Below are 12,575 nucleotides of genomic sequence, written 5' to 3'. Positions count from 1 at the left end.
TTATTTTTCTTTTAAAGTTTATACTTGATTTTTTAACTTTTTACTCTCTGCGAAAATATCTTTTAACATTTGCTGTGTGTCCACTGGCTCTTTGTCTATATGGATATTTTGAGCAATGATAACAAAGTGCTCTTTCACACCATGTTTTTCGACGGTTAGCCAATTATAACTTTCTTTCCCTGCTTGCACACCATTTTTTCCAAATTTAATGGTATCTGTTTTTCCAATCCCAAAAGTCTTAAGCCCTACAACCTCAGACAAATCATACACTTTAGTTGGACGGAAGAACTTGGTTAAATGCAGTTTGTTATTCTTGATTTCTGCCTTGGACATCATCACCCAAACCCATAAGAAAATAAGTGTGATAATAGTAAAAAGTACCCCAAAACCAATTTCGTTCATAGTTATAGGTTCTCTTGAAAAGACAGCATAAAACAAAAGTCCAAGCATAGGAAATATAAACAAGACACCTGCCCAAAACATTAGTACAGCGTAGAGTCCCGATAGTTTTACATCTTGGTATTGTTTCATTTTAGTTGATTTCCGATAGAGCAAAATTATGTGTTAAAGCGAAAATGAAGAGAAAATAAACGTCTACAAAGTGTCTATAAGTTTATTAAATGGTTGGTTTTAAAGTGTAAATACAAAGAACTACAAACAGTAGTTTTTAGAAGGTTCGATTGTGTGGATTGATGTATTAAGGTTAAAGTTTTCATCTAAATATTTAAAATTATGGGATATAATGGCATATTAAAAAGTGACAAATAGTTATCTTTGTAGTATCAAAATTTCGTATAATTTAAAGTTTATTTCTATGAAAAAGGTATTTTATTTATTATCTATGACAGTTTTGCCTGCATTTTTTGCGGTGTCTTGTAACCGAAATGGTGATGAACCTACTACTCCTAAAGAGGAGTTGCTATTGCCTTCTAAGGTAGAAGAAACCTATTACAACAATTACGATAACACGCAGAGAACATCAGTTTATGATTTTACTTATAATGGGACTAAACTTACTGAAATGGTTAGTCGTGATGGAGAGGGGAATACTGCTTTTTCTTACCAAGATAATCTTCTTGTTAAGGTAAAAAGTGATGAAGAGGAAAGGTTGTTTGAATATGATAGTAAGGGGAATTTAGTTAAAGAAACTCTAGTGTCAAGTTATGGTGGTACTACTACTACAGATATCTATACTTATGAACTTAGTGGGAGCAGTGTAAATGTAACCTACAATAGAAAAAATGTAAATGGGGGTGAACTAAGGTTAGAGGATGTGGGAACTTATACCTACACACTTACGCCTAATAAACAGGTAATGAAGGTTGTAGGAAAGAAAACCTCAACAAATTATTATGGCTCCTCGCCGTATGTTTATGAAACGACTAAGGAAGAAAGTTATACTTACGACGATAAAAATTCAATTTTTAAGAATATTAGCGGTTTTGGTAAGTTGGGGTATTCTCAATTTGTGTTAGGTGCCTCATTGGGCAGTTTCAATAATGTACTGACTACAAGTAGTAAAGAGGTAGATAATATGAGTGTTTACACGCATACAGAAGCCTATAAGTATACTTATAATGATAAAAACTTTCCTACAGAGTTTGAGAATAGTTTGGATGATAAGAAATACAAGACCTCTAAGATAGAATACAAAACCGTTACTAAGTAGTGTTTTAGCACAGTATCATACAAAAAAATCGGAGGGGAAGCTCTCCGATTTTTTGTATTGTAAACTTTGTATTATTATTTGTAAGTTTTCCCTAGTGTGTGTAAGAACTCTTCTAAAGAGAGGTCGGTTAAGTTGAGTTTTTGTTTGATGCGATATTTTGTCATTCTTACACTTTTGGCTTCTACATTAAATATGGTGGCTATTTCTTTAGTAGATAAATTAAGGTAGATATAACCACAATAGCGTTGGTCTAGTTGGGTAAGTTTCCCGTTGGCTTGGCTTTGCAGTTTTTCAAAAAATAGAGGATTGATGTTTTTAAACTCATTGAGAGAGTTATCAAGACTTTTGTCAATCCTTTTTTCTTGTTTGAGGATAGTTTCTAACTTTTTGATGTTTTCGGTATTAAGTTTTTCTAATAACTCATTTTTTCTTTCTATGTTAAGAGATTTAGCAAGATTTTCTTTTTCTATTTGTTGGTTTTTGAGTGCAAGTAACTCTTTTTCTGTTTCTAGTCTTTTATATTCCTCTTGGGTGAGTTTTATTTTTGTTTCCGCTTCGGTTTTTTCTTGTTTTAGACGAAGAGTCTTCTCTTGCTGTAACTTTACTTTTTGTTGTAAAAATTGATATATAAAATAAAGCATTCCTATTAAAACAATAATAAATGCTATGAGAAAATAGTTTTTTAGCCTTTGATTTTTGGAGTTTTCTTTGGTCTCATCTAGCTCCTTTTTCATCTCTTTATTTTGGTGTATGGCTTCCGCTTTGTAGACATTCTCTATTTGTTCTTTTTTATAGATAGAGTCTTGAAATACCATTTGTTTATCCTTATAAAAGAGAGCTTTATCGTACTTGTTTTGTGAAGTGTAAAGAGCTACTAGACCATTGCAAATGTTCTGAATGGTATAGTATCGTATAGGATTTCTTTTGCTTAGAATATTGTAGGCTTCGGTTAATAGGCGTTCGGCTTCGTTGGGGTTGCCTTCTTTTAGAGCTATTTGAGAGCGTATGCCCATAGCATTTGCCAGAATTTCATCTTTGTCATAGACCTTAGATAAAACTTTTTCTGTTTTATTGAGCTGAACTAGAATACTGTCTTTTAGTTGAGGTGATGGAGCTTTATTCCATTTTTCAAAAAAATAATTGGCGATATTGATTGTGGTAATGGCGTAAGCTCTAGGATTAACTTTATTAGGATTTTGGTTGCAGACTTGTTCTGCTTGATTAAGATAGTACCTAATACTGTCTTGATATTTTGGGTTTTGAGTTTTATTAAAAAGAAACTTCATTAGTGTAGACTTTGCAGAGTAAGCATTCGTCATAAGGTCGTATTTACCTTCTTGGGCTTTTTGTGCAGCGTCTAGGCTTCTTTTTATATACTCTCTGCATTGGTTTATATTGTCCCAGTCAGAATGTGAACTATAGAGATAGTAATAGATTAGAGCTTCCAAATAGTAATCTGAGTTTTTTGGTAAAGTGTCTAGTGTTTTGTGGGCGTATTCTATGGCAAGATCGTTAATACCTAAATATTTGTAATAAAAAGTTTGAGCGTAATAAGAGATAGCTTGGGCATACTTATCCTTGGATTGTTGTGCTGTCTTTTCAGTGAGGGTAAGAAATTTTTGTGCTTCTTTATAGTTCTCTAGCCTTGTCATTCTTTTGCTTTGTAGGGCATAGAGTTGCGTTAAATTTTTAGGGTTACCTTTATTTTCAGTGATAAGTTGCTCTAGTTTTTTCTGCACCTCTTGATGTTTACCTTGCTGGTCTTGATTATCTAGTAAAATAAGTGTCTGTGTAATATCTACAGACTGAGTGTATAAGAATAGTGGGAATAAACAAAAAAATAGAATTAACTTTTCTCTTCTCAACATCTTATTATATCTTTTTTACTAATTATTTTAGCGGTGCAAGGTAATAAAACCATAGTTTAAAATAAATTATTTTCGTCTACATAGTATCTACAATATGTAGTAACTATCTTGGTTTTATAGCTAGGCAAGAGGGTGTTTAAAAAATTGTTCACATAGGATTTGCTTTAAATTAAAAACACTTACTTTTGCAGAATGGTAAAAATAGGGAATATAGAATTGCCAGATTTTCCTTTATTGCTGGCTCCTATGGAAGATGTGAGCGACCCTCCGTTTCGTAGGCTTTGTAAAATGCATGGTGCAGATTTAATGTATTCGGAGTTTATCTCTTCGGAAGGGCTTATCAGAGATGCTATAAAGTCTAAAAAGAAGTTAGATATTTTTGATTATGAAAGACCTATTGGTATCCAGATTTTTGGGGGAGATGAGGAAGCTATGGCGATGTCTGCCAAAATAGTAGAAACGGTACAACCCGATTTGGTAGATATTAACTTTGGGTGTCCTGTGAAGAAAGTGGTTTGCAAAGGGGCAGGAGCAGGGGTTTTAAAAGATATAGACCTAATGGTAAGGCTTACTAAAGCCGTAGTGAATTCCACCCATTTACCTGTAACGGTTAAGACAAGGTTGGGCTGGGATACTAGTAGCATCAATATAGATGAAGTAGCGGAACGACTGCAAGAGGCAGGCATTAAAGCCCTTACCATACACGCAAGAACGAGGGCTCAAATGTATAAAGGGGAAGCCGACTGGGAGCATATTTCTCGCATTAAACAAAACCCTAATATTGAGATTCCTATTTTCGGGAACGGAGATATAGATTCGCCTCAAAAAGCCTTAGATTATAAAAACAAATATGCTTGTGATGGGGTTATGATTGGTAGGGCTGCCATTGGTTATCCTTGGATTTTTAATGAAGTAAAACATTTTTTCCAAACAGGAGAGTTACTTCCAGAACCTACTTTGCAAGACCGTTTAACCGCAGTAAGACAACACGCCGAATGGAGTGCCGAATGGAAAGGTGAACGCCTTGGACTTATTGAAATGAGGCAACATTACAGTAATTATTTCCGTGGGGTACCACATTTTAAGGAGTATAGAAAAAGGTTTTTAGAAATACTTACTTTGGAGGAAATGGATAGCCTCATCAGTCAAATCATAGAGGCAAATAATTAAAGCTAAAACAAAATAATGAAGATAATATCTTATAATGTCAATGGTATTCGGGCAGCTTTTAATAAGGATTTAATCGGTTGGTTAGGACATGCCGCTCCCGATGTTATTTGTTTTCAGGAAAGCAAGGCTCAAAAAGACCAAATAGATATAGCAAGTTTTGAGAAAGAGGGCTACCATACCTATTGGTTTTCTGCGGAAAAGAAAGGGTATAGCGGGGTAGGTATCGCTACTAAAATTCAGCCTAAGCATGTAGAATATGGTTGTGATATGGAGCCATACGATAAAGAAGGACGAGTGATAAGAGCTGATTTTGAAGATTTTTCGGTAATATCTGTATATGTGCCTTCCGCTACTAATATAGATAGACTGGATTTCAAAATGCAGTTTTGCTATGATTTTTTAGCTTATATAAAAGAGCTAAGAAAAACCATTCCTAATTTAATTATTTCGGGAGATTTTAATATCTGTCATCAAGCAATAGATATCCACGACCCTGTAAGATTAAAAAATGTATCTGGTTTTCTTCCTATAGAGCGAGAATGGATGACAGAGTTTATAAAAGAATGTGGGTTAATAGATAGCTTCCGTTATTTTAATACCGAACCCAACCAATACTCATGGTGGAGTTATAGACAAAATGCACGAGCTAATAATAAGGGTTGGAGATTAGACTATCATTTTGTGTCAGACTCGTTAGAAAGCCGTTTGTCTAGAGGGCTTATTCTTAGTGAGGCTTATCACTCGGATCATTGTCCCGTTTTAGTAGAGTTAAAATAGGGCGTGTTTCTCAACAGAGCGTCTGTCCTTACCGTAACAGACCCTCTGTTAGCCTAAGGACAGACACCCCGTTACGGTAAGTGCGGAGACTTTGTTCCGTAGTATTCGGTAAGAGGTAATAAAATAGGCTACTCGTTAAATGAGTAGCCTTGGTTTTAAAATTAAAATACCTTATTAGACAATAACCACTGGATTAGGTAGTTTCTCCGTTCTTGGTTCTTTTAGTAAGACAGAACCCGTGCTGCTTTGTGTTGTAATGCTGAGTTCATAGTTCCCTGCCTCCAAATCTGCAGGCACAAGAATAAGCACCCTTGACGGCTCATTGATTACGATATTATCTTTAGCCAACTTGACCTCATTTTGATTGTCTAAGTTTTTAAAGACGATACATTTTTAGGATTATCGCCATCTATTTTAATGTAAGTACCTTTGATTTCTGCGTTTTTGCCTTTGGTAAGGGTGCCGTCTGCTTTGCCAGTAACTTTATCAGTGATGCTGAACACGCTCATTGGGCTGGATTGCTCACCAAGGATTTCCACTTTGGTATCGTTGGCGGCTTTTCTTAGGTCAGTGCCTTGGTTCACATTCACATAAACGGAGTGTTTCTCTTTATCCCAAGTCTTATCGTAAAATACACCCTTAATGGCAGGACGCATATACACCAGCCCTGTATTTACACCATACCCGTTGAGTACCAACTCCGAGGCTTTGCGATTAAAGTGGGTGATAATATCTACCGCCGTTTCAGTTTGTATCTCCATACCCTCTTTTTTGAGGGCTTCTATAATTTCTGTAATACCAAGGCTACCACCTAAAAGTGGCACGGCTACAAAATCGTTAGGGTCATCTTTGGTGAGTAGGTTGGGACGCAACCACGCTTTTAGTGTATTCATAATGTATAAATTTTTGATGTTAGTATTAGATGTTTATAATACTTTGTGAAGTATAAAAAAGCCCCATTGTGATACCGTCACAATGGGGAAAAGTTAAACTATTTTACTAATAAAGCTTCCAGCTTCTGTAAACGAGCTTCTAATTCTGCTATTTTGGCATCTTTAGCTTTTAGAGCTTTATCTTGCTCTATGCTATGCAGATAAAGTTCTTCTATTTTCTCTACATTCGTCAGTTGAGTTGCCATAAGGTCTATATAACCTTGTTTTTTGATAGCTTCTGCAGACTGATACCCTGGCAAATGCCCATTAGTTTTTACAAAGTCTTCTACTTGGCTAAGGGTTTTAAAGCTATAATCTGATTTTAAACTAGAAGTACCTGTGTAATACTTTTGGAATACATAGTCTGGGAAGATAGCGGCATTAGAGCCAATAAAGCCTGTTGCCTTAACATTACCCGCAACTTCTAGTTTTTCTGCTGGAGTATCTACCCCTATACCTACATTATCCCCAAAACGAACTTTTCCTGCATTGGTATAAATAGCATAATTCTTATCGGCTCCTGCCTTTACATTATCCAAATAGATACCGTACATATCTGTTACTTTAGCTGTTGTAGCAATCTCAGTATTTAATCTGCTTCCATACAATCTACCAACCTCTGCGTTACCATCCATCTTTAGCATATAAAAAAGTCCTGCAAAAGAGGGGGCAGTTGTATTATTGCCAAAAGTAACATCAAACCTAGCAGAAGCTCATCCGTCTGTTACGGTTGTATTATCATTAATAAATACCATATTTCTTAATCCAGCTACTGCTCTTACTGATGACGATGCATAACTTCCGTTATCAGCTAGCTGAGTGTACACCTCATTAGTTATTCCTTCCATAACATCAGCTTTTCCTCCTCGCTTCATTTTAGTGGATGTGTTTAAAGCGTTCATTCTTCCTACTTCCCCACCTTGGTAGCTATTCGAATAAATAGCAGATCCTCTTATGGTATTTACTTTTCCTACAGAAAATGAGGTTGCTCCAAAGGCACCTCCCATTATACTCTTAGCTGTTGTAGTTGTAACGGTTGAAACATTAGAGCTGTTTGACTGAGAACTCGTTTCCATACCTAAATCCACACTTGCCCTCACTCCCATAACATCTCCTAAATCAACAACATCAGGGTTTGTTGTAATTGATGAGTTAACCCCTCTATAATTTCTGATATTTGAAGCTATAGTATTGGTATGACTCCCGTTAATCATTATTCCTGTTTCTTCAAAGGTATACCCTGGAGCCCAAATAGTATTAGACGCAGGTAAAGAGAGCGGAAGAATATCTGATGAAAAATTCTTTTTAAAACCATACTCAGGTGTTACTCCATTAGGATTAGGCAACCATAGACCTCCTCCCACTGCGGTACCATTATTGTTTTTCATATTTAAAAGTAAAGCCCTCACATTTGGGTTCGTTTTTTTATATCCAAAATCCACATTTGTTTCGTTAGCAGGTATTAGATATGTATAAGTATCAGCAGAACTTGTTGTTTTATTCCATAGTTGCCCTGATGTTTCCGCACTAGATTTTACCCACTCTATGCCATTGTAGTAATAGTAACCTTTCTCTGTTATTTTGGCTACTTTGGTATCATTACCTGTATAATTACTTATAGCTCCATTGGTTTTAGTAGCATCATCTATTACATAGACTAAAGTTCCCTCTACGGGAGCCTCAATGCTTGCTACACGGGTTTTACTTAGTTGAGGAGCTAAGATTCCCTCATTAGTTTTGGCGTCACCTTGGCTATTAGTTGCATTAGGTTGAACATCTAAAGTAGCTCTAGGCGAGGAAACATTAACCCCTACTTTACCACTTTGTCCATAAACCACTAGCCCTAAACCTAAAAAGGCTAACACACTTAATTTTGTAGTCTTTGTTTTCATAGCATTTAATTTAAAATTGTTAATATTTAGATTATAGATTTTAGACTTAAGGGTTGAGGTGATACTAGGTTCTAATATCTCACCTCTAAGCTCTGATATAAAAAAACGCCTTCCCCCTCTAAACACACACAAAACGAGAGGAAAGGCTAAAGCAGAAAGAAAGTAAAAACTCCCTCTCTGAATGCTAAAAGCACCCAACAAGAACGACCATGTTATGAGACAAAACAATGGTGCTTTTAGCATGTATTTATGAAAGCTAAAATTAGAATGGTATAAACGAAAAAATCCGCCAACGAAAGTTGGTGGAATTGTATTTATAATTAACGATAAAAGTCCAAAGAATTTTCTAGATAATACGACGCATACCCACGAAACTATTTGTGTGTGTGTGTGTGTGTGTGTTTACGAAATTATTTGAAATAGCCAAATAATTCGGGCACTTTTTTACACTTGTTTGTATGTAATTGGTATCGTGTGTCATAAAACTGAAGCAAACTTATAACCTTTTGTAGAAGTATGCAAGTTTTTAGTCTTATATTTTTTAGATAAGCACTATTTAGTGCAAAAAAGCCTAAGAGTTTTTCTTAGGCTTTTAGGTTAAATCTAAGGCTTGTTTTAAATCAGAAATGATGTCTTCTACATTTTCTAAACCTACACTACAACGCACCAATCCTGGGGTAATGCCTACTTCTAAACGGTCTTCTTCGGTGAGTTTAGAGTGGGTGGTAGAGGCAGGGTGCGTTACAATAGTTCTAGTATCTCCCAAATTAGGCGAAAGTGAGCATAACTTTATCTTGTTGAGGAAGTTTCTGCCACCTTCAATACCACCCTTAACTTCAAATGCCACAATATTGCCGCCGTGTTTCATTTGTTTTTTGGCGATTTCGTAGCTTGGGTGTGAAGGTAGAAAAGGATACTTAACTAAAGAAACTTTAGGGTGTTGTTCTAGGAACTCTGCAACTGCTAGAGCGTTTTCGCAATGCTTCTCCAGACGCACAGCCAAAGTTTCTAAACTTTTACTAAGCACCCACGCATTAAACGGAGATAAAGACGGTCCTGTATTCCTAGAAAAGAGATAGATTTCTCTAATCAGTTCTTTTTTTCCAACCACAATACCACCTAACACACGTCCTTGTCCGTCTATTATTTTGGTAGCAGAGTGTATGACTAGGTCGGCTCCATAAGTGATGGGTTGTTGTAAATAAGGGGTAGCAAAACAGTTATCTACTACAAAAATAAGATTGTGCTTTTTAGCAAAGTTGCCAAAAAACTCTAAGTCTAAAATCTCAATCGCAGGGTTAGTAGGTGTTTCTAAATAGAGAAAACGGGTATTGGGTTTTAGATACTTTTCTAGCTCTACTTCATCAGCTTTAAAGTAAGTGGTTTCCACATTCCATTTCGGGAAATGGGTCTTAAATAAATAGTGTGTAGAACCAAATACCGACTGGCAACTCAAAATATGGTCGTTGGGTTTAAGCAAAGCATTAAACGAAGCAAAAACAGCCGCCATACCCGAAGCAAAGGCATATCCTGCCTCGGCGCCTTCCATTTGTACTATCTTTTCAGTAAACTCATTGGTGTTAGGGTTACTGTAACGGCTGTAGATATTATGTTCTACCTCTTCTGCAAAGGCGGCACGCATCTGTTCGGCATCTTCAAAAACAAAGCTAGAGGTAAGATACAACGGCACCGAATGCTCCTGAAAATCAGTTCTAGCGATTTGGTTTCTGATGGCTTGGGTTTCAAAGTTTTTCATATTATAAAGTTGTTATTTAGTTTCACTTAGTCTTAAAATATCACCAAAGACACCTCTGGCAGTTACCTTAGCACCAGCACCAGCACCCATAATAACGATAGGGTTTTCGCCGTAGCTTTCGGTATAGATTTCAAAGATAGAGTCAGAGCCTTTGAGCTGTCCTAACGCAGAATGGGCAGGCACTGAAACAAGTTTTACATCAAGTACACCTTTGTCTTCTCTTAGGTTGCCATGCAAATCGCCTACATAACGCAGAACATAGCCTGTTTCTTGGTTGTCTTTAATCTTTTGATAGGTGTCATCTAGCTCATTTAGTCTTGAAATAAAATCTTCTTTACTAATATCAGAAAGGTTTTCAGGAATGAGGTTTTGGATATTGATGTCCTCAAATTCATTTACTAAGTCTAGTTCTCGTGCTAAGATTAGTAGTTTTCTCGCGACATCATTTCCTGAAAGGTCTTCTCTTGGGTCAGGCTCGGTAAAGCCTTTCTCCATCGCTTCTTTAATAATAGTAGAAAAGGCATCTCCTCTCACCGAAAAATTATTAAATATATAGCTAAGCGACCCCGAAAATACCCCTTTAATTCGTGTAATGTCTTCGCCAGAAAGATGAAGGAGCTTAATGGTGTCTATCAACGGTAACCCTGCTCCTACATTGGTTTCGTAGAGGTATTTCTTTTTGTTTTTCTCTAGGGTACGCCTTAGTTTTTTGTATTCTCCAATCGGAAGAGTGTTGTAAATTTTGTTGGAAGAAACCAAATCGAAGCCTTGTTCCGCTAGTTCTAGATAGTTTTTTACAAAGTCTTTACTAGCGGTATTATCCACAGCAATTAGATTTTCAAACTGATGTTCTTTTACGAATTGAAATAAGTCTTCCAAAGTATTTTGGGTATTGGCAAACTTAACCTTTTGTCGCCAATCGCTTCCGAAGCCTCCTTTGTTAAACACAATATTTTTAGAGTTGGCTATCGCTACGATTTTAAGGTCTATTCTCTTCCGTTGCAAAATATCATAAGCAGAATCTAAGATTTGCTCTATCAAAGTACCACCCACATTACCGTGCCCAAACAATACCAAATGTACGGCTTTAGGTTTGCCATAAAGTTCGGTTTCTATAATGTTTTTGGTTTTTTCGGCTTGGTTGGTCGCTACTACAATGTTTACACGCCCCGCCGAAGCCACTTGGTTAAGAAGTAACGGGAAAATTTTATTACGCTGGAGTTCGGTAAGTATCTTGTTGAAATCAGGCGTTACCAGACCAATCACAGTAATGCCATCTACGCTGTAAATTTGGCTTACAATCCCTTGGCTAATTTCGTTGTTAAACTCTTCTTTTAGGCATTGTACCGCATCCTCGGCATTGCTTTCATCTACGAGTACAGAGATGCCGTTTTCTATCGCCTGTTGAGAGATAACACCAACGCTAATGTTGGCTCTATTAAGAGCGTTAAATATACGAGAGTCTATCCCTATTTGACCTAGAAAGTCTTTGCCTTCAAAATTGATGATGGCTTTGTTTGGATATATGTTAAGGTTTTCTTGATTAGGCATAATATAATTTTTAAAGTTGATTTAATATTTAATAATTGATTTGAATATATGTTTCATTTGCTCGTATTCCATAAGGAAGGCATCGTGTCCGTGTACCGATTTTATTTCGTGGTAGTAGGCATTGGCATTATTGGTTTTTAAAAGTTGATAGGTTTCTTCAATTTCAAAGGCAGGGAAGAATAAATCACTATCCACTGCTACCAAATGGAATTCTGTTTTTATTTCTTCTAACGAAGACTCATCAACCGCAATGGTGGTTAGCAGATGGTTCATTAGTAGATAAGCCTTTAGAGTAAATCTTTCATTAAGGCTTTCTCCGTGGAAGTTGAGCCATTCGTGAGATTGCAGTAGGTCTGTATCGTCTCCTTTTTGCCTTTTAAATCTTTTATTGAGTGAAAAGGGAGTTCTATAGCAAAGCATAGCGTGAGTTCTCGCTTTTTGTAGAGGTTTCTCACTATTTTCTAGGAGGTATTTCTGAACTAAGCATTGGGCATTCAGCCAATCGGTTGTTTTAAAATCCGAGGCTACAGGCACAAATACTTTAGATAAGTTTTTATTAAGATTGAGCATCTCCCAACCTATAGCACCACCAATGGAACCACCTATAAGATAGTCTAATTGTTTAATTTTAAGTTGTTCCAATCCTAAAAGGAATAGCTGAGCCACATCTTGAGTAGTGAAGTCTCGTGGATTATCAATAAAGAAATCATTATAACCATTACCAGGAATATTAAAACAGATGACCGTGAGTTTGTTGGTATCAATAGTTTTTCCTGCTCCTACCAAATCTTGCCACCAGCCTTTTGTTCCTGCCACATTAGAGTTTCCCGTTAGAGCATGATTGATGAGTACGATCGGAGCTGTATGTAAAGGCAACCCAAATAGCTCATAGCTAAGCGAGATACCTACATTATATCCAGTAGTTGTTAAGTAGTCTTTAATTTTGAGGTGATGCAACAT

Annotated in this window: 10 protein-coding genes and 1 pseudogene; 3 read left to right on the top strand and 8 right to left on the bottom strand. The window is 36.4% G+C overall.

Translation table 11 applies throughout. From position 1 onward, the window contains the following. Nucleotides 1–18: 18 nt before the first annotated feature. A complete protein-coding gene (locus D1J36_RS01370; RefSeq protein WP_154137150.1) occupies nucleotides 19–531 on the bottom strand; it encodes a hypothetical protein in 513 nt (170 codons plus the stop codon). 283 nt (nucleotides 532–814) lie between these two features. On the opposite strand from D1J36_RS01370, the gene D1J36_RS01365 reads away from it, so the two are divergent. Continuing rightward, the gene (locus tag D1J36_RS01365) at nucleotides 815–1,669 is read left to right on the top strand and encodes a hypothetical protein (protein ID WP_154137149.1); all 855 of its coding nucleotides are present in this window, start codon (nucleotides 815–817) and stop codon (nucleotides 1,667–1,669) included. Nucleotides 1,670–1,743: 74 nt separating this feature from the next. On the opposite strand, the gene D1J36_RS01360 is transcribed toward D1J36_RS01365, so the two are convergent. Then, nucleotides 1,744–3,537, bottom strand: coding sequence for a hypothetical protein (locus tag D1J36_RS01360; protein WP_154137148.1), 1,794 nt, complete (start codon nucleotides 3,535–3,537; stop codon nucleotides 1,744–1,746). 192 nt (nucleotides 3,538–3,729) lie between these two features. Here D1J36_RS01360 and dusB point away from each other — a divergent pair, with 192 nt between their 5' ends. Further along, complete coding sequence (dusB, locus tag D1J36_RS01355; protein WP_154137147.1) at nucleotides 3,730–4,707, top strand: tRNA dihydrouridine synthase DusB; 978 nt, start codon at nucleotides 3,730–3,732, stop codon at nucleotides 4,705–4,707. Between the two features lie 15 nt (nucleotides 4,708–4,722). Next, nucleotides 4,723–5,484 (top strand): exodeoxyribonuclease III, encoded by a 762-nt coding sequence (locus tag D1J36_RS01350; RefSeq protein WP_154137146.1) that lies wholly within the window; start codon nucleotides 4,723–4,725, stop codon nucleotides 5,482–5,484. 174 nt (nucleotides 5,485–5,658) lie between these two features. Here D1J36_RS01350 and D1J36_RS01345 read toward each other — a convergent pair. The 6 genes and pseudogenes from D1J36_RS01345 to D1J36_RS01320 form a co-directional block, all read right to left on the bottom strand. Next, nucleotides 5,659–6,377 (bottom strand): annotated as a pseudogene (locus D1J36_RS01345) (DNA-binding domain-containing protein). A gap of 98 nt (nucleotides 6,378–6,475) precedes the next feature. Continuing rightward, nucleotides 6,476–7,051, bottom strand: a complete 576-nt coding sequence (locus D1J36_RS01340; RefSeq protein ID WP_154137145.1) for a hypothetical protein — start codon at nucleotides 7,049–7,051, stop codon at nucleotides 6,476–6,478. A 78-nt stretch (nucleotides 7,052–7,129) separates the two neighbouring features. Further along, nucleotides 7,130–8,308 carry a hypothetical protein gene (locus D1J36_RS01335; protein WP_154137144.1) on the bottom strand — a complete coding sequence of 393 codons (1,179 nt, stop codon included), beginning with the start codon at nucleotides 8,306–8,308 and terminating at the stop codon, nucleotides 7,130–7,132. A 592-nt stretch (nucleotides 8,309–8,900) separates the two neighbouring features. Further along, the gene (locus tag D1J36_RS01330; protein WP_154137143.1) at nucleotides 8,901–10,064 is read right to left on the bottom strand and encodes a trans-sulfuration enzyme family protein; all 1,164 of its coding nucleotides are present in this window, start codon (nucleotides 10,062–10,064) and stop codon (nucleotides 8,901–8,903) included. A gap of 12 nt (nucleotides 10,065–10,076) precedes the next feature. Then, nucleotides 10,077–11,615, bottom strand: coding sequence for an ACT domain-containing protein (locus tag D1J36_RS01325; protein ID WP_154137142.1), 1,539 nt, complete (start codon nucleotides 11,613–11,615; stop codon nucleotides 10,077–10,079). 21 nt (nucleotides 11,616–11,636) lie between these two features. Next, the gene (locus tag D1J36_RS01320; RefSeq protein WP_154137141.1) at nucleotides 11,637–12,575 is read right to left on the bottom strand and encodes an alpha/beta fold hydrolase; all 939 of its coding nucleotides are present in this window, start codon (nucleotides 12,573–12,575) and stop codon (nucleotides 11,637–11,639) included.

Source organism: Riemerella anatipestifer (assembly GCF_009670965.2).
Lineage (GTDB): Bacteria > Bacteroidota > Bacteroidia > Flavobacteriales > Weeksellaceae > Riemerella > Riemerella anatipestifer_B.
Note: the sequence above shows the minus strand (reverse complement) of the source record. Positions and strands in the feature narration are given on the sequence as shown.